This window comes from Neobacillus sp. GCM10027624, assembly GCF_042675345.1.
Classification (GTDB): Bacteria; Bacillota; Bacilli; order Bacillales; family Cytobacillaceae; genus Neobacillus; species Neobacillus cucumis_D.
Window position 1 is genome coordinate 274,143 of the sequence record NZ_JBHTHD010000013.1, and the last position, 23,996, is coordinate 298,138.

Here is a 23,996-nt window from a genome sequence, read left to right on the forward strand (position 1 = left end):
AATATAATGACGATAGAAGTAAATATAGTGAAAACGCAATCATTCCCTGTTAAAAACCCTTATAAAAGGGAAATTCTGTTTTGGTATTATCTACAAGTTGTTTTATTTTTCAAAATATATTGCTTTTTATAATAATAAATTATATTATTTCAATATAAATTTTTATGAAGTATTTATTCAGAACATTTCGACATTTGTCGAGGAGGTAAACACAATGGATTTATTTAGAAAGAAATCAATCCAGGCCTTAATCAAAGAGGCTGGACAAAAAGATATAACCTTAAAAAAGGAATTAGGTGCCTTTGATTTGTCGATGCTGGGCATTGGAGCCATCATTGGAACTGGTATATTCGTATTAACAGGAGTTGCTGCTGCAGAACATGCAGGACCAGCACTCATCATCTCTTTCATATTATCTGGTTTAGCTTGTGTGTTCGCTGCACTTTGTTATGCGGAGTTCGCTTCAACGGTCCCAGTATCAGGAAGCGCCTATACGTATAGCTATGCAACATTTGGTGAGATCATTGCTTGGATTTTAGGGTGGGATTTAATCCTTGAATACGGACTTGCCTCATCGGCAGTTGCCAGTGGATGGTCAGGTTATTTTCAGGGGCTTCTCGCAGGTTTCGGCATCCATTTTCCGAAGGCCATCACAAGCGCATATGATCCGGCAAATGGAACGTTTATTGATGTTCCGGCTATTATCATTGTTTTCTTTATCACTTTCTTATTAACACAAGGTGTTAAAAAGTCAGCTCGTTTAAATGCGATCATGGTAATTATAAAGCTAGCGGTCGTTGTACTATTTATTGTTATCGGTGTATGGTATGTAAAACCATCTAACTGGACTCCGTTTATGCCATTTGGTTTCTCAGGCGTCGCAACTGGTGCTGCAACTGTTTTCTTTGCTTATATTGGGTTTGATGCTGTTGCAACGGCTGCGGAGGAAGTAAAAAACCCGCAGCGTAATTTACCAATCGGAATTATCGCTTCGTTAATTGTTTGTACTGTTTTATACATTGCTGTATCGGCCATTTTGACAGGAATTGTACCTTACCAAATGCTTGATGTTAAAAATCCAGTTGCATTCGCTCTTAACTTTATCCATCAAGATTGGGCGGCTGGCCTCATATCACTTGGTGCAATAGCCGGAATAACAACGGTTTTACTTGTAATGATTTATGGACAAACTCGTTTGTTTTATGCGATCAGTCGTGACGGATTATTACCAAAAGTTTTCTCAAAGGTAAACAAGAAAACACAAACTCCAATGATGAACTCATGGATTACCTGCTTCCTTGTATCCATATTTGCAGGATTAGTGCCGCTGGGCAAATTAGCTGAGCTTGTTAACATCGGAACATTATTAGCATTCATGACCGTTTCAATCGGGATTTTATATCTGCGTAAAAATAATCAAGGAGCTCCAAAGGGTTTCCGCGTTCCATTGGTACCATATGTACCAATCTTGGCTTTCTTATTCTGCGGATATTTGGCACTTCAGCTTCCAGCAACATCATGGATTAGTTTTGGAGTGTGGCTTGTAATCGGTCTAGCTGTTTACTTCGGTTACGGACGCAAGCATTCCACATTGAATAGCAGTGTAAAGGAAATGAGAAAAATTAGTTAGTTCTATAAAATTGCGGAAAGGACCTCAAAAAGGGGTCCTTTTTCCTATGGGTTGAACATTGAAAAATATGTCGAAAATCATCGTATAATTTAAATTTCTGTCGGTAATTTTTATAATAGGTGGTAGAATAGTAGGAAAGATTAATTAAAATCTATCGCGTTTCTTAAGTCATTGGAGGATTTACAAATATGAAAGAGGGCTTCAGAAATCAAAAGTTAATATTTGAAGAGAAAAAAGCCATTAAATTATTTTTGTGGTTATTTTATATAATCTATTTTTCATTTGATTTTTTTTATGATTATATCTATTCCTTTTCGAATGAAAAGGAGTTAAAAGACCTTAATGATGGTTTAGGATTATGGCAATATTTTTTATTATCATCTTTATTGCCCATTGGAGTTTATTATATAAAAAAGGGAAATCCGTACATTGTAAAGTATCTGTATATTTACGGTTATATATTTTTTGATGTAATTGATTGTCTTATTACTTATCTAGGCACATCAAAGCCATTTGCTAGTGGAAATATTGTGGAAATTCTATTCATTGTTTTTTCACCAGTTTTTGTTAATAAAAAATACTTTTGGACAGTTACTCTTAGTATGATTGGAAAAGATCTCTTTTTGGGATTAATCCTTCATGATTACCGTGCGCTATTTCCAGTCTTGATGTTTTTCATCATAGGTGCTATTGCTTTTATTCTATTAATAAGATTTAAATCCTATATTGATTCCTTAACACATGTACATGATGAGCTAAGGCAAAAAGAAAAACTTGCTGTTATCGGTCAAATGGCTGCAGCTATTGGGCATGAAATTCGAAACCCGTTATCTTCTTTAAAAGGTTTTACGCAATTACAAAAGGAGAGATACCCAAATACAAATGACCACTACCCCATTATGATTCAAGAGATTGACCGTATTAATTCAATTGTCAATGATTTGATGTATCTAGGAAAACCCAAAAAAATTAAATTCGACAGAGCAAGAATTGAAGAAATAATTGCTTATACTTTATCGATTACTCAGCAACAGGCCAAAAACCAGAATGTCATACTTGAAACGGTTATAGAAGGGCCTTTACCAGCAATAGAATGTGATGAAAAACAGTTGAAACAAGTTTTTATTAATTTAATAAAAAATGCAATTGAATCAATGCCTAATGGAGGTAAGGTGAAAATTAACGTAAAAGAAGCAAAGGAAAAAAGTGTGCATATCTCGATCCAAGATGGGGGCTGCGGAATTTCTGAGGAAAGCCTGTTAAGTTTAGGTGAACCTTTTTACACTACCAAAAAGGAAGGAACAGGTCTGGGTCTGATGGTTACGAATCAAATTATTAACGATCATTTCGGGGACCTGAACTTTCTTAGTGAGTTTGGTGTAGGGACAAAGGTTGAAGTGGTTATACCGATAAACCAAAATTCGGAAAGATAGAATGAAATTTAGTCTGTATTTGACTTTGGGTAATTTATCCTATTTTTCCGAAGATATTTCTACAAAAATACAAAAATTCATCTCTCATTTGTATTCTTCTATTAAAATAAATGATTTATAATGTAGAAAAGTGTTGGAATTTAGATGTTGTTCAGCTAATTGATTTCTCTCTTCTACTAAAAGTTTTAGCATCCATTATGTGAGGTAAATATATGAAAAAAAAATTAATAGACCCCAACATAAGAAATGAAGAGGGCCGAACATTAAAATGGTTTCTAGTTTTGTTTTATTTTATCTCCATTGCGTATGATTTATCTTTTCGAATAATTTCAATTTATGATCCGAAATTTAAAAATGATAATCGAGATGTCCTAGGTTTATGGATTTATTTATTCATGTTTGCATTAATTCCAATTGCTTACTATTTATTTAAAAGACAAAAGGTATACCTAATAAAATATGTCTATTTTATTACCTATACAAGTGTATCGTTAATAAATGAAATCATTTCCTTTATGGGTGACCCTACTCATTTTAAAACAGGAAATGTAGTTGAAGTGTTTTGGCTTCTATTATCTCCAGTATTTGTCAGTACGACTTTTGTTAAGGTGGTAACGGTCGGTTTATTATTAAAATACATTCTTGATGGGATAATCATCCAATCTCCAGTAGTTCTTTTGCCAGTTTTAATTGTAGCTATTTTTTCAGTACTTTCATTCATTATCTTATATAGATTCAAATCGTATGTAAAAGCAATAAAAACATCTTATGATCAACAGATAGTGGGCATTGTAAAAGGAGTAATTGCGACTCTTGAACTTAAGGACCCTTATACAAGAGGGCATAGTGAAAGGGTTGCCAGCTATGCATTAGAGTTGGCAAAAGTAAGTGGGAAATTTTCAGAAGATGAGTTACAGTCATTTAATTATGCGTGTCTACTCCATGATATTGGAAAGATTAATATCCCAGACCAAATATTAATGAAGCCTGGTATGTTAACGAATGAAGAATATGAAATTATAAAATCTCATACCATTGTAGGAGCCGAAGCTGTCTCCAAGGTGGTGGGTTTAAAGAATAGTATTTCTGTTATACGTTCCCATCATGAACGTTGGGACGGAAAAGGGTACCCGGACCAATTAAAGGGTAAAGGAATACCTTTTCTCGCAAGGATATCCGCCATAGCAGATGCTTTTGATGCTATGACCTCAACAAGATCGTACAGATCAGCTTTATCCGTTGAAGAAGCAAATAGTAGAATCTTAGAGGGAAGCGGGACACAGTTTGATCCTGAATTAGTAGAAGAATATAAAAAAGTATTACCAAAATGGAAAACCATTCATAGTAAATTGAATGATGGATTAGGACATAATAATTTAAACATACATGAAGAAAAGACAAACGGTTAGGGGGTGACCTCATGAAGATCCGGAAGTTAAAAAAGATCAAAACTACCTGCTGGTGGTGTATCTTTATGCCTTGAAAAATGTTGGATGCTAGCTTTTTAGCTAAGCATCCTTTTTTATAGATTAAAAGTAAAAGGGTGGTTAAATGAGCGTTAGCTATTCTTCCTTTCTCAAATTGGTCGAAATCGAAATTCATAGAGATAAAAAAAATTATATTGTCGAAGATCAAGCTTCAGGTGAGTTTTATGAAATGAAGGAGATTTGTATTGATGCGATTCATTTAATCAGCCAGGGAATACAGTTAGGAGAAATCGAGCATCAACTTCGTACGAAATATCCTAATGAAGACGTGGACCTGATTGAATTTGCTGACCAGTTAATTTCATTAAATCTAATAGCAGAAATTAACGGCGTAAAAATTGAGTGTAATCAAAGGGAAAAAGAAGATTTAGGATTTCTATGGATTCCCTCCATAATTGGGAGAATCTTTTTCAATCGGTATGCTTATATTGTTTATTCGTTTTTATTTTTTGTTAATATCATTCTTTTAATCATAAATCCTTCTTTGTTCCCGCATTATAAAGATTTATTCGTTCTTGACTCGATGTCTTTAATTTTACCGCTGTTATTTGTACTCAGGTCTCTTCTTGTTTTAATTCATGAATTTGGACATATTATGGCATTACGTTCTTATAATCTGCCTGCAAAAATAAATGTGGGACATCGATTATTTCTTTTAGTTTTAGAAACAGATATGTCCACAGTATGGAAATTACCAGCAAAGGATCGAAATAAGTTATTTTTGGCAGGTATCTGTTTTGATACGGTTATCCTATTTTTTGCTTTAGCAGGTCAAATGTTTTTTGCTCCCATTTCAGGGTTTTTCCTAAGCCTAATGAAAATTGTTGTTTTAGATATCTTTTTTAGAATGGTGTATCAATGCTGTATTTACATGAAAACAGATTTTTATTACCTTATTGAGAATTGTTCGGGCTGCTATAATTTGATGGAAAATGCTCAAGGGCTGCTAAGGGGCCTTATACCGTTTGGAAAATCACTTACCACTGGTGAAATCCTTTTTGAAAGCGAAAAAAAGACTGTAATCGGCTATTCCATTTTATATTTTATAGGGGTCGGTTTAACTGTATTTTTATATATTTTTTATTTCTTTCCGGAATTGTTTTATTCGATAAAGGAAGTAATCCCAGGCTTTAAAACATTCCCTTCAAGTATTAGCTTTTGGGATTCGACTCTCTTCATCCTACAGATTGTATTGTTCTTTTACCTGCTCATCAATTCCTGGAGGGGAAAATACCTTCAAAAATCATAATTGTGACAGACTTTTGTCAAAATCCATATTTCTAAGGGTTTTTTCCCCCGAGGATGGGGGAGTTCCCCTATATTTGTAACACTAACGTTTTTCTTACAATAAGGTAAGACAAAACGTTAGTGTTATTTTTTTTTAGGAGGAGCTTGAAATGGAAGCGAAACTAGTAGCAAGTAAAAAACAGGAACGCTCGGTCAATGATGCGTTTGCATCCCATTTTGCGAAATCAGTCTTTTTAACTGTCGTCGGACTAGCGATTTTAACCTTTATCGGAACAAGAATGTTTACCCATATTGACTTAAATCTATACGGATACATGGTGGGAACCCTTGTCTTTGTCGGTGGCTTTTTCTATCGATTTATTGCCTGGGGCGAAAGACCGCCAACCAAAATTATCATTAAAAAAGGTTTAAAACTGCTTTTTAGAAAAAGCACAGCGAAAACTGCAGTCAGTCATTTAGCGATTTACGATTTTATCCGGAATCGGGGAATTTACCGATGGGTGCAACATATCTTAATTGGCTGGGGCTGTGTGCTTGCGTGTCTTGTGACCTTCCCGCTCGTATTTAGCTGGATGTACTTTACGATGGAAGACAACGGCTATTATAATATTGTGCTTTTCGGAATGAATGTCATGAAGGTTCCGGCTGAAGGGATTATCGCCTTTTTCTCTTATAACGCACTGAATATTGCCGCCATCATGGTCATTTCAGGTGTTTGCATGGCGCTTTACCGCCGTTTAAAAAACATGCAGGCAAGAGCCGAGCAAAAATTCATGTACGATTTCTTACCGCTTTACCTATTATTGTTTATTTCGATTACAGGTCTGTTATTAACCTTTCAGAACATCGTATTACATGGCTGGATGCAGCCGCAAATGTCCTTAATCCACCAATTTTCAGTGATTATCACATTAATCTATTTACCATTCGGAAAGCTTGCCCATATTCCTTTCCGTCCAATGAGCGTTTTTGCAAGAAATTACCGAGAACATTATGGAGAACAGCATATGAAAGAATGTAAAGTGTGCGGAGATCATTTTGTTTCAGTTGAACAATCAAACGATGTCATTCAAGTTTTAGGTGTCAATGAAATCGAATTTAATATGGAAGACGGTTTTAATCTTGCTGAATTGTGCCTGCCATGCCGCAGAAAATACCGCATTGCAAGATTCTCAGGATTCCCAACCCACCAAGTGAAGGTCAAGGAGGCAAACCAGAATGCAAAGGGATAAGTTTTTTAGAGAAATTGAAAATGTACGGCATCCAAACGAAACGTTAATAAAAACACATTGTGCTTATTGTGGAATGCAATGTGGAATGAATTTACGTGTAAATACAAAGACCAACAAAATCATAGGGGTAGAACCTCGTTATGACTGGCCGGTAAATGTTGGTAAAATGTGTCCGAAGGGAGTAACTGCTTATCAACAAACGAATCACACGGATCGAATCTTAAAACCATTAATTCGTGATGATGCTTCCTTAAAAGGGACACAAGAGGGCTTCCGTGAAGCAACTTGGGAAGAAGCATATGACCTGATTGCGAAGAAGTTTACCGAACTGCAAGGAAAGTATGGAAAAGATACATTATCCGTCTTTAGCGGTGTATCGATGACAAATGAAAAATGTTATTTAACAGGAAAGTTTGCAAGGGTTGCCCTTCAAACAAGATATATCGATTATAACGGACGTTTCTGTATGTCCAGTGCAGCCGGTGGATTCTTACGTTCCTTCGGAGTGGACCGTGGTTCAACATTGCCATGGACCGATCTCCATGAAACAGATTGCTTGTTCATTGCCGGAAGTAACACAGCTGAATGTCATCCAACCTCGATGTTCCGTGTCTGGCATGTACAGGAAAGAGGCGGCTACTTGATTGTGGCTGACCCTCGTGAAACACCAATTGCCAGAAGAGCAGATGTTCACTTAGATTTACGTCCAGGAACAGACTTAGCACTGGCGAATGGAATTTTAAATCTACTGATACAAAATGGTTATGCCGACGCGGAATTTGTTAACAACCATACCAATGGTTTTGAAGAAACAAAAGAATTAGTTAAAGAATTTACTCCTGAATATACAAGTCAAATTACTGGTGTTGCAAAAGAAAAGATTATCCGTGCCGCTGAAATTTACGGCAAAGCACCAAATGCTATCGTAATGTTCGCGCGTGGAATCGAACAGCAGCATAAGGGAGTCGACAATGTTTCAGGTTACACCAACATGGCGCTTGTAACAGGAAAAATTGGCCGTCCAAAATCAGGTGTTGCAACGTTTACTGGTCAAGGAAATGGTCAGGGTGGCCGCGAACATGGTCAAAAATCAGACTTATTGCCGGGATATCGTAAGCTAACCAATCCGAAGCATGTGGAAGAAGTATGTCAGGTATGGGGCATTACCCCTGATGAAATGCCGAAGCCAGGAGTTTCAGCAGTAGAAATGTTTCAATTAATGGAGCAAAAGGAAATTCGCGGTTTATATTTGCTATGTTCGAACCCTGCCGTTTCTGCTCCAAATCAAAACTTTATTCGAAAAGCGTTAATGAGCCTGGATTTCATGGTATGTGCTGATTTCTACTTATCTGAATCAGCAGAATATGCGGATGTCGTCCTTCCTTCTGTCACATGGTCAGAAGATGAAGGAACGGTAACCAACCTTGAAGGACGGATTATTAAAATTAATAAAGCACAAGAGCCAATCGGTGAATCAAAGCCGGACTGGCAAATGCAAGTGGAGTTGGCTGAAAAATTAGGTAGAGGGAAGTATTTCTCTCATCTGAAAACCGCTAGAGATGTTGCAGATGAATTCCGTTTAGCTTCAAAAGGCGGCTATGCGGACTATTACGGAGCAACATGGGATAAAATCGACAAACAAGATGGTGTTTTCTGGCCTTGCAAAGATGAAAACGATCCAGGTACACCACATATGTTCCTAGATAAGAAGTTTTATCATCCGGATGGAAAGGCGAAAATTTGTGCCCTGCCATACCGCCCGCCTGCTGAAGAGCCAGATGAAGAATATCCGTTACGCCTAACAACAGGTCGTGTCGTTTTCCACTATCTATCAGGTAATCAAACAAGAAGAATTCAATTCTTACGTGACATGTGTCCTGAGCCATATGTGGAGGTTCATCCTGAAACAGCGGCAAAATATAATATTGAACATGAAGAATATGTCCGCCTCTTTACCCGTAGAGGTGAGGCTGAATATAAAGTAAAAATCACAGAAGCCATTCGAAAAGATACGGTGTTTGTTCCTTATCATTTTGGACACGATAAATCTATCAATCTATTAACAATTGATGCACTTGATCCAATCTCCCGCATGCCGGAGTTTAAAGCATGTGCAGCACAAATCGAAAAACTAGAAATGAAGAAGGTGCAGTAAATGAAAAAGAGGTTGTATTTAGAACTTGAAAACTGTATAGGATGCCGATCCTGTTTAGCGGCTTGTACACAGTGCGGCGGGCATGAACAACGCAATCGAAACTATGTTTACGATGTGAATCCGCTAGTCAATCGTCAAACGATGCCTCTTATGTGCCTTCACTGTGTCAATCCGGCATGTGCGAGAAGCTGTCCGGCACAGGCTATTCAAATTCATGAAACAGGTGCCGTGCTTTCGGCACTTGTGGAAAAATGTATCGGCTGCCAGAACTGTACGATTGCTTGTCCGTATGGAATACCAAAGTTTGATACAGAGCAGAATTTAATGTATAAATGTGATCTTTGTATCGACCGGACGAAGGATGGAATTCCGCCAATGTGTGCTAGTGTCTGCCCGTCGAATACATTGCAATGGCTGACAGATGAAGAAATTGAAGCAAAACAAAAGCAATTTAATTTAGATAACGGTAAATGGGTAACAAGCATGCCTTATTTAGAAGGCGAAACAAATGTAAGAGTGAATCTCCCTGGTATCTTGCAGGGTGTCACAAAACTGTTTTAGGAGGGATTAACATGAATAATAAAAATAATAAAATCCCGTTTAATGAAGATAATTACACCCATAATATAAATCGTAATAATGAGAGAAAGCTTGACCGCCGCGGCTTTATGAAGATGCTTGCGGGGGCAGCAGGAGTATTTGCAGTTTCATCCCTTCCTTGGGGTGCTTTAGCTGCTAAAGAATTAACGGGTCTTAGTGATAAAAAATATCCAAAGCATAAAATCGCTGACCTACAGTCATTGCCGGTAGGGGATGCAGTAGACTTTGCCTTCCCGGGCGAGCACGATAGTGCGATTTTAATTAGGCTTTCAGAAAATAAATTTGTAGCTTACCAAAATGCTTGTACCCACTTACGCTGCCCTGTTTTTTGGAAAAAAGACGAGGGAGAAATGATCTGCCCATGCCACCACGGGAAATTTGATGTGAAAACAGGTGAACCGATTGCGGGACCACCGAGACGTCCGCTTCCTGAAATTTATGTGAAAGTTGAGAACGGCGCTGTCTATGCCGTGGGGGTGAAACGTTATGAAGCGTAGTTACGTACCAGTTGCACTCTTGCTTGCTGTCTTAATGTTAAATATTATCTTTACCCAATACATGGTCCATCAATATTTTTATGAAAAGTACACAAATACCATTATTGCTGCGGTCATCAATATTATTTTATTTCCAGTAGCACTTATCATCTACAAAAAAGGTGTGAAGGTCAATGACTAGTGAAACGTATATTGATTTTTGTTTTATTCGGTCAGAATCAGGCGGTTTCGCTAAGGAAATAGACCAGATTTTAAAAGAAACTTTTGCGAATAAACGATTGAATTGGTTTCTTGAAGAAAAAACAATGGACGAGGCTGAAATGGTTGTTGCAGAGATAAAAGGAATGAGTGATTGGGGCTCTGAGGAAGAAACAATTATGTTTCTCGAGGAGAATGCCGGGGAGAAATTTTGGGAGTATCTGCAAGGATACAAGCTGTTCATCTATCCGGCAAAGAGAGGATGTAATAGCTGTGGAGTCCATTAATTTAGAGGATCTAAAACGATTTACCGGCGGGCCGGTTGAAATTACGATTCGTGATGCAGAGGGTGGGGATCAAGCACCAACTGTTAACAAAACGATAAAAAAAGTGCAGCCATGCCCTGATGGCACACATATCCGCTTTTATTTTGATGATTATTATTTTTTGGCAGTACCACTAGCAAGCGATGTTATTGAAACGGAAAACGAATGGTCCGCCTTTGATCCGGAAAGCGGTCTTCATTATATAGTAAAAAAAGTTCAGACCTACTAAAGTCTGGCTTTTTTACAAATAGACAGTGCTAATTGTAATTGTTGTTGATTGGAGCGGAGGGCGCGAGACTTCTGCGGGAGGACGGGGCCGAGGAGGCTCCCCGAACCGCCCGCGGAAAGCGAAGCGACTGGAGCGGAAATCAACAACTAAGTTTAATCCAAAAGGGGTTTAGGAGGGTTGATGAATGACAATTTTACCGTCAAAAGAGGGGATTAGCTCCTACATTATTCACTCCCAAGAGGAGGAAATTAAACGAATTGCTTTAGAGCTCCATGAGGGGGTTGGCCAAAATCTATATAGTATTTTAACAGGATTACAGTTTGTTGAATCCGGTACAGAGCAACCGGCTATGAAGCATTATCTTCGTGAAATGTCTCAGCTTATCGAAAAAACCATCCAAGAAATTAGGCTGCTTTCAGTAGAATTGCATCCTCCTACCTTAACAACCCTTGGTTTACTTCCCGCCATTAAGAGTTATATTAAGCTGTATACTTCAACATTTGGTATTCTTGTTGACCTGGAATCAATAGGAGAAGAAAAACAAATTCCCGAGCGGCAAAATATCGCAGTTTTCCGGGTTTGCCAGGAAGCTCTGGCCAATATTGCGAAGTATGCCGATACCTCCAATGTGAAGATGAATTTTATTTGGAAAGAGAAGGAATTAACCATAACGATTCACGATTTTGGTAAGGGATTTCAACCGGAGGAACATGAAATAACAAGCCCATTATCCGGCCTTGCAGCGATGAAAGAAAGAATGCTTCTTACTGGCGGACAGTGTTCAATTTCCTCTAAAATAGGAGAAGGAACCTCGATAGAAATATCTCTTCCCTTGAAATAAAGGGACAAAGGGGAGTTAGTTTTGATAAAAATCCTATTGGTTGATGATCACGCGGTTGTGAGAATGGGTCTGAAGATGCTCCTTAATACCAATCCGATGATGGAAGTAATTGGGGAGGCTTCGGAAGGAAACGAAGGAATAAAGAAGGCATTAAGGCTAAAGCCGGATGTAGTGGTCATGGACTTAAGTATGCCCCATGGTAAAGATGGGCTTACTGCCACCACCGAGCTCAAAAAGGAAATGCCAACGATCAATATTTTGATTTTAACTATGCATGATGATGAGGAGTATCTGTTCCGGGCGATTCAGGCAGGTGCATCCGGATGTATTTTAAAAAGTGCACCCCATGATGAATTAATGGCTGCGATTGAATCGGTTGCAGCTGGTGATGCCTATCTTCACCCGGCAGCTACAAAACGATTAATGGAAGAATATTTGACAGGAATGAAGCATGATAGTTCAGACACTTATAATCTTTTATCGGAACGGGAAAAAGAAGTCCTCACCCTCATAGCAAAAGGGTACTCAAACAAGGAAATCGCCGAGCAGCTGGTGATTAGTGTAAAAACGGTTGAAACCCATAAAGGGAACCTGATGGAAAAGCTGCAAATGAAAACCCGGCCGGAGCTTGTTGAATATGCGGTTAAAAAGGGGTTATTAGGGTATGGTTTTTAAGGAGAAGCGCCACAGATGACAAAATTAAGAGAATTACAGGCAGTTATTGAAATATGTAATCAATTGAAAGCTGCAGTAAATTGTGAGTTTGTGGGGCTTGCCTTTCAAAATGAAATTGGCCCGGATGTTCGTTGGCATTATGTTTCAGGTAATTTGAATAATAAATATGAACGTATCACCGTTCGTTTTGGGAAGGGAATCGCCGGAAAAATTATTTCGAGCGGAAGTGCGATGATGCTTCGAAATTTTCCGAAGAATATCATTGGGAAGGTAACAGACTATCCGATTATGCTGGCTGAAAAACTTTTATCCGCATATGCGGTTCCACTATTTTTTCATTCTGTCCCTAAAGGGGTATTGCTGATTGGCAATAGGGCAGCACATCTTTTTACCGAACAGGATCAAGAATTGGTAAAGGATGCTGCTGAAGCTCTGGAGCAGATTTTAAAAGGGCATACATTACTTTAAGGAGGGACCAGAAATGGAAAGAGAAATGCAGCAGATTAAGAATGAACTTTTAGACTATAAATTTGCTCTTGACGCGTCATCAATTGTAGCGATAACGGATTCCCACGGGATTATTACATATGTGAATGATCAATTTTGCTTGATATCAAAATACTCAAGGGAAGAATTATTGGGGCAGGATCATCGGATTATTAACTCCGGATATCATTCACAGGAGTTTTTTAAAAATATGTGGCGGACGATTGGTTCCGGTGAGGTCTGGAAGGGGGAAATTCGCAATCGCGCTAAGGATGGAACCCATTATTGGATGGATACAACGATTGTCCCATTTTTAAATGAAAAGGGTAAACCTTATCAATATGTTGCGATTCGATATGAAATCACGGAAAGAAAGCGCGTTGAGCAGGAATTGCAAAAAATGATGACGACCATCATTGATGTCCAAGAAGAAGAGCGGAAGCGGTTATCAAGAAATTTACATGACGGCATTGGTCAAAATCTTTATAGTCATTTGATTACGATTAATCGGTTGCTTAATGAGCAGGACCACCCTCTGCTTCAACAGATGCAACAGGAGGCAACGCAGTTAATAGAGGAAATTCGTGAAATCTCCTGGGAGCTTCGACCATCTGTATTGGATGACCTTGGATTGGTTCCGGCGATTCGTTCTTTTCTTTCTCGTTATTCAGAGAACTATAATATTGATGTCTTTTTTGAATGTGTGTTGAACAAAAGGTTGCCAATTAGTATTGAATTAACGATCTATCGGATTATTCAAGAGGCATTAACCAATATCCGCAAATATGCTGATGTTGCTCAAGCAACTGTCACGATAAGGGAAATTGATGAACTTGTTAGGGTAATGATTGAAGATAAGGGAATAGGCTTTGATGTAGACACAGTCCAGCGGGGGGTTGGTCTTTTCAGCATGGACGAGCGTGCCCGGGCGGTTAGCGGGGACCTATCTATTGTTTCTGAGCCAGGAAAGGGTACGAAAATTATTTTTGAGGTACCTGTTTCTAGAGGTTAATGGGAGCAGTTCGTTTTGAAAGGCCGTTGTCCTTCATGGATTTGATGAAGGACGTTTTTCGTGAAAAGCAGCAAGAAACGCCTTTCATGGGTTGGATGAAGGACGTTTTTCGTGAAAAGCAGCAAGAAACGTCTTTCATGGGTTAGATGAAGGACGTTTTTCGTGAGAAGCAGTAAGAAACGTCATTTCATAGCTTGGATGAAGGACGTTTTTCGTGAGAAGCAGTAAGAAACGTCATTTCATAGCTTGGATGAAGGACGTTTTTCGTGGGAAGCAGTAAGAAACGTCTTTCATAGCTTTGATGAGGGACGTTTTTCGTGAGAAGCAGTAAAAAACGTCTTTCATAGCTTGGATGAAGGACGTTTTTCGTGAAAAGCAGCAAGAAACGTCTTTCATAGCTTTGATGAAGGACGTTTTTCGTGAAAAGCAGCAAGAAACGTATTTCATGGGTTGGATGAAGGACGTTTTTCGTGAGAAGCAGTAAGAAACGTCATTTCATAGCTTGGATGAAGGACGTTTTTCGTGAGAAGCAGTAAGAAACGTCATTTCATAGCTTGGATGAAGGACGTTTTTCGTGAGAAGCAGTAAGAAACGTCTTTCATGGGTTTGATGAAGGACGTTTTTTGTGAGAAGCAGTAAGAAACGTCTTTCAATGCTTGGATGAAGGACGTTTTTCGTGAAAAGCAGTAAGAAACGTCTTTCATAGCTTTGATGAGGGACGTTTTTCGTGAGAAGCAGTAAGAAACGTCTTTCATAGCTTGGATGAAGGACGTTTTTTGTGAGAAGCAGTAAGAAACGTCTTTCAATGCTTGGATGAAGGAGGTTTTTCATGAAAAGCAACAAAAAACGACCTTTATAGCCCGACCGCCCCAATCCCATTCAAAAGTAAACAAAAAACACACGATTTCATGCTGAAACCGTGTGTTTTTTATCTATCCCTAAAGCTTAAACGAACTCTTCAAGGAAACGATCCGGTTAAAGACTAATTTTTCCGCAATGGAATCCTTTGGATCTACATTGAAATATCCATGTCTAAAGAATTGGAATTTGTCATGCGGCATACTTTCTTTCATATTTGGCTCAACAAACCCTTGGAATACCTCTAGAGAATTTGGGTTCACATTATCTAAAAATGTTTTTTCCTTGCCATCATTTTCTTCTTCGGTTTCATCCAAAATCAATTGCTCATACAAACGAAACTCTGCTGGAACAGCATGCGCTGCTTCCACCCAGTGAATCGTTCCCTTTACCTTACGGCCGGTAAAACCGGTACCGCTCTTCGTTACTGGGTCATACGTACAGTGCAACTCCACAACCTTGCCGTTCGCATCCTTAATCACTTCTTCACATTTGATGAAATAAGCATGCTTTAAGCGAACCTCATTGCCAGGGAACAAACGGAAGTATTTTTTCGGCGGATCTTCCATAAAGTCGTCCTGCTCAATATAGATTTCACGGGAGAATGGAATCTTTCGCATGCCCATTTCAGGGTTTTCCGGATTGATCTCGGCATCCAGCAGTTCAATTTGTCCTTCCGGATAGTTCGTAATCACCACTTTTAACGGATTAATTACACCCATTGTACGCGGTGCTTTTAATTTTAAATCTTCACGGACAAAGTGCTCAAGCATTTGGGAATCCACTACACCTGAACCTTTAGAAACTCCTGTTTCACGAACAAAATTCCGAATCGATTCCGGGGTGAATCCTCTTCTTCTCATTCCGGAAATCGTCGGCATCCGCGGATCATCCCAGCCGTCAACATATTCTTCCTCGACAAGCTGTTTTAGCTTACGTTTACTCATAACGGTATTGGTGATATTTAAACGGCCAAATTCAATTTGCTGCGGTGTGCTCTCCATTTCACATTGCTCCACAACCCAATTATAAAGCGGTCGTTGATCCTCAAACTCAATCGTACAAATGGAATGTGTTACGCCTTCAATCGCATCCTCAAGTGGATGGGCGAAAGCATACATCGGATAAATACACCATTTATCACCCGTGTTATGGTGGGTCGCATGGGCAATACGATAAATTACAGGGTCACGGAGATTAATGTTAGGTGAAGACATATCGATTTTAGCCCGAAGAACTTTCTCGCCATTCCCGAACTCTCCAGCCCGCATCTTCTCAAATAATTCAAGGTTTTCTTCAATCGAACGATTACGGTAAGGACTTTCTTTCCCAGGCTCTGTAAGTGTACCGCGGTATTCACGGATTTCATCTGCGGAGAGATCATCTACATAAGCTAAACCTTTTTTTATTAAAAGAACAGCACGGCTGTACATTTCTTCAAAATAGTTGGAGGCGAAAAATAAGTCATCCCATTCAAATCCAAGCCATTTTACGTCTTCTTTAATAGAGTTAACGAATTCAACGTCCTCTTTTAACGGATTCGTATCATCAAATCGTAAATTCGTTTTTCCGTTAAAATCATCTGCTAAGCCAAAGTTGATAATAATTGATTTTGCATGACCAATATGTAAATATCCGTTTGGCTCAGGTGGAAAGCGGGTTACGACCGTTTGATGTTTTCCGGATTCTAAATCCTTTATCATGACATCTTTTATAAAATTGGAATTATGTTCCACTATTTTCAACCTCTTTCATTGTATCTACTACTATAAATACCATAAATACTGATATTTTTCCATTATTCCCATCAATCATAAGCATAACAGAATGGAAATAAATTTTAAAATTGCAAAAGTAACTAAATTAAAGATAAAATCAATGGATATATGGGTAAATGAGAGGAGAAGGTTTATGCTTAATCTGGGAACAGTAGGAACAGGATGGATTACCGCAAGATTTATTGAGGCAGCAAAACATAGTGGAAAACTTAATTTAACAGCCGTTTATTCAAGAACGGAGCAAAAAGCAAAACAACTCGCAGATACATATCATTCACCAAATTTTTATACAGATTTAAATGAAATGGCTAGCAGTACTTCGATCGATGCTGTTTATATTGCGTCACCCAATTCTGTTCATTTTGAACAGGCTCTTTTATTTTTAAAAAATAAAAAACACGTAATTTGTGAAAAGCCTATTTTTTCTACTACAGCTGAATTAGAAGAGGCTTACCGAACAGCTGAAGAGAATGGTGTGTTTTTATTCGAAGCAATCCGCAATATCCATACACCTAATTTTGCAATCTTAAAAGAAAATCTCCATTTAGCAGGAAAGCTTAGGAGTACTGTTTTGCCTTATATCCAGTATTCCTCTCGCTACGATTTATTTTTACAAGGAGAAGTACCAAATATCTTCTCTGCGGAATATTCTGGTGGGGCACTGGTTGATTTAGGCGTATATCCCCTTTACTTAGCGGTTGGATTATTCGGGAAACCGGAAAAAGTCACCTATCATCCGGTATTAATACATAGCGGTGTCGACGGAAGCGGTACGCTTGTGTTAACGTATGATGGTTTTGTTTGTACCATTCTTTGTTCGAAAATATCTCATTCCGAAATCCCTTGTGAAATCCATGGGGAGAAAGGGACTTTCGTTCTTGAGGATGCGGCACCAATTTCAGAGATCAAGTTTTTAGACAGTCATACAAAGAAAAGCCAAATCCTGAGTGTGGAGCAATATGACAAGGATATGGTATACGAATGCATTAATTTGACTGAAATCATTGAAACCAATAATCATCAGAAATATGAAAAGTTGAAGAATTGGAGTCAAATTGTCCTTGAGGTAACGGAAGAAGCACGTAGACAAAATCAGATTATTTTTGATGTTGAAAAATAAGAGAAGGTCGGGATTCCCCGGCCTTTATTTTGTCTACTTTGAGAAAGTTTTTGTGAACTCTTTATGAAATCAATGAGGCAAATGATTTTTATCACACTCCCCTCATATATCCATTCCATATAGTTAGGATATTGAAAGTTTGGGAGGGAACTGTGATGAAATCAAAGGCCTGGTATATAAAACAGCTAAAACGAAAGCCCGTTCAAATAACAAGACATATTGTTCAAGCTCTGTTCCTATTATTCTTACTCTATGTCGGACTGAGATTTTATCAATTTTATCTGCACTTTGAGACGCTTGGAAAAGAGCCCTTTGTTGAACGGCCGTCTGCTGTTGAAGGCTTCTTGCCAATTAGTGCCCTCGTGGGATTGAAGGTATGGCTGACAAGTGGTGATTTTGACAATATCCACCCGGCGGGGCTTGTGCTATTTACCTTTTTTGTTGGATCGGGAATTCTTTTTCGTAAATCTTTTTGCAGTTGGTTTTGTCCGGTTGGAACGGTGAGTGAATGGACAGGGATGCTTGGAAAAAAACTGTTTAAAAGGAACTTTGACCTTCCACAGCCGCTCGTATGGTTATTAACGCCACTAAAATATTTATTACTCTTATTCTTTTTAAAAATGATTATCTTTGATATGCCGACATTTGTGGCGAAAGGCTTCCTGGAGGATCCCTATAACAAAGTTTCTGATGTGAAAATGCTGCTGTTTTTCTTAAATATCGGCGGCTTCACTTTAAAATTTATTTTGGTCATGTTCGTTCTTTCATTATTTTTTAAAAACTTTTGGTGCCGTTTCCTTTGTCCTTACGGTGCGATGATTGGGCTTGGTTCGATTCTTAGAATCACAAAAGTCCGAAGAAATGAGGATACCTGCACGAACTGTGAAATGTGTACAAAGGTTTGTCCGCAAAGAATAAAGGTACATACAAAAAAGGCAGTCGTGACTCCAAACTGTACGGCTTGCATGCAATGCGTGGAGGTATGTCCAATCAAAGATACATTAAATATGACGGTTGCCAATAAAAAAGTAAACAAATGGGTTGTTCCTGTAACTTTCCTTGCTTTCTTTTTATTGGTGGTTGGGATTGCAAAAATAACCGGTCACTGGAACACCATCATTTCCTATGAAGAATGGAAACACTTGATTCCGGAGGTGAATAATATCGGGCATTAAGTCTAAAAGCACCTTTATGAGGGGGAAATTAAAAATTAAAGGCGATATTGGCAAAGCCTTAAAGCTGGAAAATATTTTAAAGCAATATAACTAAAAGACCATTTATAAAAGAATCAAAAAGGTGGGGAAAGGCCTTAAACTAGTAATAGGTTCAACATATTGTAAGGTAAGCGGTTATGGATGATCTGAGGCTCTAATGGGTCTCTTTTTTTTGTAAAGGTTGAGGAATTCGTTGTCAAGCGAACGATGAAGCCCATTTCACCGAAACCCCTTAGAGTTTTGGTCTCATCGGCACATCGGGACATTTCCCCCATATATTATAGATAAAAAAATAAACTGGGGGATTATGATGTCTGGAGGCCAACAATGGATGCTGCCATTTCTCCCATATGGCGCAGAACTATTATACGCAGAGACTCAGCCCAAAAAAGCATATCTGCAATTTGTGAATTTGGATCAGGATGAGTTTATGGAAGTCATTGGTATCTATCGATTAAATCAAGAACTTTACCTTTTTGTTTTAAATAACTTTCATGGTCACTGGCATATAATCTCTTTAATCAAGGGGAAAGGTTATCAGGTAAGTTACCTTGGTACGGCAAATATTACGAGTCGGAATGCAAAAAATCTGGTGGTCGGCTGGCAAGTTGGGGCGGTTTTGTCCAAATTGTCCATTTATGAATGGCACCATAACAGCTTAAAAGAACTGGATCTCAAAGGGAACTACACCTTTAGTAAGATAGAAATAGAAGACATGCCGGGGCAAAACGGAAAGGACGGACTGGGAGAAATTGCTCTGTGGTCCCATGACACCGGTGAAGCCTACCGTGTAGAGGTTTACCGCTGGGAAAGTGATCGACTTGTTCCCGCAAAAGATGTTGAACCCTATTACTTTCAAAAAGTAGTGAAATACTATCAACAGAAAATTAAGGAACATCCTGATTATTTATTTTATTATCCGTATCTAGAAGAAGCTGAAAAGAAGACCGCTCAACGCTCCTTCGATTTCAAGGAATCAAGAGCTATTGCCCTTTTTCCTGCCTCGATAAAAGAAATAGGCGGAAGCAAATGGGGGTATATCAATTCAAAAGGAAAATCCCTCCTCCCACCTATCTATGACCAAGCAGAAGATTTTCAGGAAAATGGTCTGGCCATTGTCCGATTGACAGATCAGGCAGGTATCATAGATACTAATGGCCATTTTATTGTCCAGCCAAAATATGATTATATTACTTCCTTTTCAGAAGGCCGGGCGATTGCCAATGATCTTCAGGGCTTCAAAATAATCGATGAAAGGGGAAAAGAAATTACCCCTATGGCTCACTACACAATTAGCGAGTTTAAGGAAGGACGCGCGCGATTTGCTGATTCTAATCAGCAGGGGGAATATTTATATGGTTATCTCAATCGAAAAGGAAAAGAGACCATTCCTGCATCCTATGAGGATGCAAGTGATTTTTCAGAGGGAAAAGCGATTGTAAAAATAAAAAACGGCAGCTATGCGTTGATCGATCTTACTGGGAAAGTGCTTCACTCCTATATGTATGCGTTCGTCGGAAACTATGGGGAAGGTCTGCTTGCGTTTAAAAAGAGCGAGGATGGGAAATTTGGTTATATGGATGAGCTAGGAAATGTAGTGATCAAACCACAATTTTCCGGGGTAGAGGCATTTAGTCAAGGCCGGGCGATTGTGAATGTTTCAAATGATTACTCCAACCATTATGGTGTCATAAATCAAAAAGGACAGTTTCTTATGAAACCTGACCATTATCAAATATTCTATCTAGGGGAAGAAAGATATCAGATCGGAAAGGCGATTGATCCGGAACAGCCCTATCTTGGTGCAAAATACGCAATTGCAGATTTAGAGGGCCGTCTTATTACTGGATTTATTTATTTTGATATCACGAAGTACAAAGATGGGATTGCTTCCGTATCGAATGATCAATCCACTTTTTTTATTGATCGAAATGGAAATCGCGCTTATTATCTTCCAATGGTTTCGGGCAGCGGTACTTTGGAAAAGGATAAAACCTTAATCAAAGGAGAAATTGATTATCGGCTTCTATATTTTAATAAAAAAGGAGAGCTGGTTTGGAAGCAGAATACCGTCATTCCTTTAAACAAGCAGTATGCAGTGACGGAACATAAATACAAGCCAAACAAGGACTATTTAGTTTATTTCCCGCAAATTCAAGGCGGAGCATTTGAGCATGTAAATCAAACTCTGAAAGACCTCTCGGGTATAAAGGAAGTTCCCGCAGATACCCAGCTCAATTCTAGTTATATTGGAGATTTTGAAGTGAGTTTTTTCAAGAAAAATCTCTTAGTTATTGAAATAAACGGTTATGATTATCCTTTTGGAGCGGCACATGGGATGTCGATTAAAAAGTATGCGCATGTCAATTTGAAAACGGGCTTATTTTATCAGCTGAAAGACTTATTTAAGCCGGATGCAGCCTATGTAAAAATCATCAGTGACCGCATCAGGAACCAGATTAAGAATAATCAAAACTATTCCTACCTAAATATCAATGAATATAAAGATATTCAACCAAATCAGTCGTTTTTTATCAGCGAGGGTGGATTGAATATTTATTATGCCCAGTATGAAATTGCCTCATATGCTGCCGGGATGCCTACCTTTACGATTCCATTTGAAGAATTAAGGGGAATCATTAATCGTAACGGGGATTTTTGGAAATCATTTCATTAATGAAAAGCAGCGTGAATTCAATGATTCACGCTGCTTTTTCAATGTTAGGCATGTCTTCTACGGTAAATTAACCAATAGCTTGCAATGCCCAGGACAATGACGACACCGACTGTACCTGGAATAATATATGATTTTAATTCCGGTTCTACTTTTTTCGAGAAGGATGCCTGTTCGGTTTTTTCGGCTGTTTTGTGTGTAGCGGCTTCTATATGAGATTGTGAAAATACGTTGAATCCTAGTAGGAAAAATAACAGCAAAGCAATTTTGGAGATTTTTATTAACATTATATTCAACTCCGAAATATTGTTATCTTGCTGTTTTCATTCTACCATCATTAATGGCTCTTATATCGCTTGGACAGCATTGTTCACAAAGGTTTCAAAAAGAACGTTCTTTTAATCAGTTCAACTTGATATAAATCAATTTGTTTCGGACACTTTGCTGATAAACTTTGGATATAAAAATCCAAAGGGGTCCTCTAAATCATGCCATTTCAAATCGAAGATAAAAGAGCTGTCATGGATGTTCGTGAAAGAATTTTAAAGGGAGAGCATCCACGCCGTGAAATATTAAATTTTGTGAAAGAAGCGCCGGTAGGAACAATTTTTGAAATACATTTACCGCACCGTGCCGAACCGCTGATTGCTAATTTACAGGGATTAGGCATGAACGTCATCGTAAACGAATTAGAACCAATGCATTTTAGGCTTATGGCCGTAAAATTGAATGAATTTTAATCCAGGCCGGCAATTTCTTTTAATTGGTCCAACTCTAGAATCTGAATCTTTCTCCTGCCATCCATTTTAATCAGCTTTTGAGAGATAAAGGTTAACATCTTTCTGCTAACCGATTCTGGAGTTGTTCCAATATAGCTTGCTAAATCCTTCTTTGAGATGGGTAAGGTGAACATTCCATCTTGCGGGTTCATTTTTTGATAAAAAAGCACGAGTACCCGTGCCAGTCTTTGCTCTACCTCTAATAAACCGAGAAGACCTACAGATTCATCTGCTTCATAAAGGCGGTCATTGACAGCGATTAAAAAGCGGTAGGACAGGCCGGCATTTCCCTCCATTGTTTTTATAAAATCCTTTTTATCAATATAACAAATAACTGTTTCTTGGACGGCTTCCGCATGTACATAGTGTTTTTCATCCCTAAGCAACGAATATAATCCAAAAAAGTCCTTTGGAAACAATAGGCGGACAATTTGTTCTTTTCCTTCCGCCGACATTTTGCTCAGCTTAATTAACCCTTCATTTACAACAAACAGTGTCTCTGAACGCTCACCTTCCTGAAAGATGAATTCCCCCTTTTGAAATTTGCGGCTCCGCGTTACCTTCTGCAAAATCTGGAGATCGTCTTCTTTCATTCCTTGAAAGACAGGAACAGACATTAAGCATGAAGCTTCATGAGAGCAACAATGATCACAGCACATGCAAACACCACTCCTAAATAGATGTAATACCTTTTATTCTACTGCGATTTACAAACCAATGTTGTGATTTAAATCAAATTCTTGACGCAGGTCAAGGTTATTAACCTTCAGTCGAAGTAAAATGAAAGAAAAACAAGAGGTGATTTCTTATGAATGCTGCTTGTTTAATTGTTTATGCAAGTATGACAGGAAACACAGAGGAGTTAGCCCGGTATATTGGAGAGGGAATTCTTCAGGCGGGTGGAACCGTTGAGATAAAAGATATAATAGAAGCCGATGTTACAGACCTGGAAAACTATAATGGAATTCTTTTAGGCTCCTATACATGGGGAGACGGGGATCTTGCGGATGAGTTCCTCGACTTTTACGAAGAAATGGATGGATTGGATTTAACCGGTAAGTATGCTGCGGCATTTGGGTCCTGTGATTCTTGTTACGAGCACAGGGGCAGAGCGGTCGATATTTTATCCGATAAATTAGTGGAATTAGGGGCTGAAGTAGTTCTCGATGGTTTGAAAATTGATTTGGCACCGACGGATTCAGAAATAGAGCAATGTATTCAGTTTGGCGAGGATTTTGTGAAAAATCATTTTGATCTAAGGGGTGTTTTATGAACATGAGTACCATCCAATTTGCATTAAATGATGTGGCTTGCACAGGTTGTATTGGAAAGATCAAAAAAAAGATAAAAAAATACGATGGCATTGAAAAAGTGACAATTATCCCCGGCAGCGGAACGATTAAAGTCATGTACAATGAAGCCATTATTCATCAAGATGAAATTCAAAGCAGTATTCATAAATTGGCATTAAGAATATTCGACTGAAAGCACTGTAATAATATTTCCTCCCCGTTAAATACTATG

Annotated in this window: 27 protein-coding genes; 22 read left to right on the top strand and 5 right to left on the bottom strand. The window is 38.5% G+C overall.

The genetic code is table 11. The features are described 5' to 3' along the window. The first annotated feature begins 214 nt into the window (after positions 1-214). From bcaP to ACFQZ9_RS22440, 15 genes are all read left to right on the top strand, one after another. Positions 215-1,630: an amino acid permease gene (gene bcaP, locus ACFQZ9_RS22370; protein ID WP_498945481.1), complete on the top strand. Its 1,416-nt coding sequence runs from the start codon at positions 215-217 to the stop codon at positions 1,628-1,630. Positions 1,631-1,818: 188 nt separating this feature from the next. Then, positions 1,819-3,063 carry a sensor histidine kinase family protein gene (locus ACFQZ9_RS22375; RefSeq protein WP_498945482.1) on the top strand — a complete coding sequence of 415 codons (1,245 nt, stop codon included), beginning with the start codon at positions 1,819-1,821 and terminating at the stop codon, positions 3,061-3,063. Positions 3,064-3,275: 212 nt separating this feature from the next. Next, positions 3,276-4,472, top strand: a complete 1,197-nt coding sequence (locus ACFQZ9_RS22380; RefSeq protein ID WP_498945483.1) for an HD-GYP domain-containing protein — start codon at positions 3,276-3,278, stop codon at positions 4,470-4,472. Between the two features lie 142 nt (positions 4,473-4,614). Continuing rightward, positions 4,615-5,799, top strand: coding sequence for a hypothetical protein (locus ACFQZ9_RS22385; protein WP_498945484.1), 1,185 nt, complete (start codon positions 4,615-4,617; stop codon positions 5,797-5,799). A 148-nt stretch (positions 5,800-5,947) separates the two neighbouring features. After that, entirely contained in the window at positions 5,948-7,030 is a 1,083-nt protein-coding gene (locus ACFQZ9_RS22390; protein WP_198311569.1) for a hypothetical protein, read from the top strand. Continuing rightward, on the top strand, positions 7,017-9,185 hold the full coding sequence (locus ACFQZ9_RS22395; RefSeq protein ID WP_498945485.1) for a molybdopterin oxidoreductase family protein: 2,169 nt from the start codon (positions 7,017-7,019) through the stop codon (positions 9,183-9,185). Before ACFQZ9_RS22390 ends, ACFQZ9_RS22395 begins: the two co-directional genes overlap by 14 nt. Further along, complete coding sequence (locus tag ACFQZ9_RS22400) at positions 9,186-9,746, top strand: 4Fe-4S dicluster domain-containing protein (RefSeq protein ID WP_071354772.1); 561 nt, start codon at positions 9,186-9,188, stop codon at positions 9,744-9,746. 11 nt (positions 9,747-9,757) lie between these two features. Then, positions 9,758-10,282 (top strand): Rieske (2Fe-2S) protein, encoded by a 525-nt coding sequence (locus ACFQZ9_RS22405; RefSeq protein ID WP_498945486.1) that lies wholly within the window; start codon positions 9,758-9,760, stop codon positions 10,280-10,282. Continuing rightward, positions 10,272-10,463 carry a hypothetical protein gene (locus tag ACFQZ9_RS22410; RefSeq protein WP_026573152.1) on the top strand — a complete coding sequence of 64 codons (192 nt, stop codon included), beginning with the start codon at positions 10,272-10,274 and terminating at the stop codon, positions 10,461-10,463. Before ACFQZ9_RS22405 ends, ACFQZ9_RS22410 begins: the two co-directional genes overlap by 11 nt. After that, entirely contained in the window at positions 10,456-10,767 is a 312-nt protein-coding gene (locus ACFQZ9_RS22415; RefSeq protein ID WP_498945487.1) for a hypothetical protein, read from the top strand. The genes ACFQZ9_RS22410 and ACFQZ9_RS22415 overlap by 8 nt, the downstream gene beginning before the upstream one ends. Continuing rightward, positions 10,754-11,035: a hypothetical protein gene (locus tag ACFQZ9_RS22420; protein ID WP_498945488.1), complete on the top strand. Its 282-nt coding sequence runs from the start codon at positions 10,754-10,756 to the stop codon at positions 11,033-11,035. Before ACFQZ9_RS22415 ends, ACFQZ9_RS22420 begins: the two co-directional genes overlap by 14 nt. Before the next feature lie 184 nt (positions 11,036-11,219). Further along, entirely contained in the window at positions 11,220-11,876 is a 657-nt protein-coding gene (locus tag ACFQZ9_RS22425; protein ID WP_498945489.1) for a sensor histidine kinase, read from the top strand. A gap of 21 nt (positions 11,877-11,897) precedes the next feature. Next, positions 11,898-12,551 carry a response regulator gene (locus tag ACFQZ9_RS22430; RefSeq protein ID WP_026573156.1) on the top strand — a complete coding sequence of 218 codons (654 nt, stop codon included), beginning with the start codon at positions 11,898-11,900 and terminating at the stop codon, positions 12,549-12,551. A 15-nt stretch (positions 12,552-12,566) separates the two neighbouring features. Then, positions 12,567-13,019 (top strand): GAF domain-containing protein, encoded by a 453-nt coding sequence (locus tag ACFQZ9_RS22435; RefSeq protein ID WP_498945490.1) that lies wholly within the window; start codon positions 12,567-12,569, stop codon positions 13,017-13,019. Between the two features lie 13 nt (positions 13,020-13,032). Further along, the gene (locus tag ACFQZ9_RS22440) at positions 13,033-14,049 is read left to right on the top strand and encodes a PAS domain-containing sensor histidine kinase (RefSeq protein WP_498945491.1); all 1,017 of its coding nucleotides are present in this window, start codon (positions 13,033-13,035) and stop codon (positions 14,047-14,049) included. Between the two features lie 187 nt (positions 14,050-14,236). Here the strand turns inward: ACFQZ9_RS22440 and ACFQZ9_RS22445 are convergent, their stop codons facing one another. The 3 genes from ACFQZ9_RS22445 to ACFQZ9_RS22455 form a co-directional block, all read right to left on the bottom strand. Then, the gene (locus tag ACFQZ9_RS22445; protein ID WP_498945492.1) at positions 14,237-14,482 is read right to left on the bottom strand and encodes a hypothetical protein; all 246 of its coding nucleotides are present in this window, start codon (positions 14,480-14,482) and stop codon (positions 14,237-14,239) included. 62 nt (positions 14,483-14,544) lie between these two features. Further along, positions 14,545-14,892, bottom strand: coding sequence for a hypothetical protein (locus ACFQZ9_RS22450; RefSeq protein ID WP_498945493.1), 348 nt, complete (start codon positions 14,890-14,892; stop codon positions 14,545-14,547). A 95-nt stretch (positions 14,893-14,987) separates the two neighbouring features. Next, positions 14,988-16,643, bottom strand: a complete 1,656-nt coding sequence (locus ACFQZ9_RS22455) for a glutamine--tRNA ligase (RefSeq protein WP_498945494.1) — start codon at positions 16,641-16,643, stop codon at positions 14,988-14,990. 175 nt (positions 16,644-16,818) lie between these two features. Here ACFQZ9_RS22455 and ACFQZ9_RS22460 point away from each other — a divergent pair, with 175 nt between their 5' ends. The 4 genes from ACFQZ9_RS22460 (at position 16,819) to ACFQZ9_RS22475 (ending at position 21,696) form a co-directional block, all read left to right on the top strand. Next, entirely contained in the window at positions 16,819-17,805 is a 987-nt protein-coding gene (locus tag ACFQZ9_RS22460; protein WP_498945495.1) for a Gfo/Idh/MocA family protein, read from the top strand. A 155-nt stretch (positions 17,806-17,960) separates the two neighbouring features. Then, positions 17,961-18,980, top strand: a complete 1,020-nt coding sequence (locus ACFQZ9_RS22465; RefSeq protein ID WP_498945496.1) for a 4Fe-4S binding protein — start codon at positions 17,961-17,963, stop codon at positions 18,978-18,980. Further along, positions 18,976-19,074, top strand: coding sequence for an SCP2 sterol-binding domain-containing protein (locus ACFQZ9_RS22470; protein WP_286180190.1), 99 nt, complete (start codon positions 18,976-18,978; stop codon positions 19,072-19,074). Before ACFQZ9_RS22465 ends, ACFQZ9_RS22470 begins: the two co-directional genes overlap by 5 nt. Positions 19,075-19,329: 255 nt before the next feature. Continuing rightward, a complete protein-coding gene (locus tag ACFQZ9_RS22475) occupies positions 19,330-21,696 on the top strand; it encodes a WG repeat-containing protein (RefSeq protein WP_498945498.1) in 2,367 nt (788 codons plus the stop codon). Positions 21,697-21,740: 44 nt separating this feature from the next. Here ACFQZ9_RS22475 and ACFQZ9_RS22480 read toward each other — a convergent pair whose 3' ends face one another. After that, positions 21,741-21,980 carry a hypothetical protein gene (locus ACFQZ9_RS22480; protein WP_198311579.1) on the bottom strand — a complete coding sequence of 80 codons (240 nt, stop codon included), beginning with the start codon at positions 21,978-21,980 and terminating at the stop codon, positions 21,741-21,743. A gap of 201 nt (positions 21,981-22,181) precedes the next feature. Here ACFQZ9_RS22480 and ACFQZ9_RS22485 point away from each other — a divergent pair, with 201 nt between their 5' ends. Next, on the top strand, positions 22,182-22,433 hold the full coding sequence (locus ACFQZ9_RS22485; protein WP_198311580.1) for an amino acid decarboxylase: 252 nt from the start codon (positions 22,182-22,184) through the stop codon (positions 22,431-22,433). On the opposite strand, the gene ACFQZ9_RS22490 is transcribed toward ACFQZ9_RS22485, so the two are convergent. Beyond that, positions 22,430-23,131, bottom strand: a complete 702-nt coding sequence (locus tag ACFQZ9_RS22490) for a Crp/Fnr family transcriptional regulator (RefSeq protein WP_498945499.1) — start codon at positions 23,129-23,131, stop codon at positions 22,430-22,432. The genes ACFQZ9_RS22485 and ACFQZ9_RS22490 overlap by 4 nt on opposite strands. Before the next feature lie 149 nt (positions 23,132-23,280). Between ACFQZ9_RS22490 and ACFQZ9_RS22495 the strand changes: the two genes are divergently transcribed. Together ACFQZ9_RS22495 and ACFQZ9_RS22500 are read left to right on the top strand one after the other, a co-directional pair. After that, on the top strand, positions 23,281-23,745 hold the full coding sequence (locus tag ACFQZ9_RS22495; RefSeq protein WP_498945500.1) for a flavodoxin: 465 nt from the start codon (positions 23,281-23,283) through the stop codon (positions 23,743-23,745). 2 nt (positions 23,746-23,747) lie between these two features. Beyond that, a complete protein-coding gene (locus tag ACFQZ9_RS22500) occupies positions 23,748-23,957 on the top strand; it encodes a cation transporter (protein WP_498945502.1) in 210 nt (69 codons plus the stop codon). Positions 23,958-23,996: the final 39 nt, after the last annotated feature.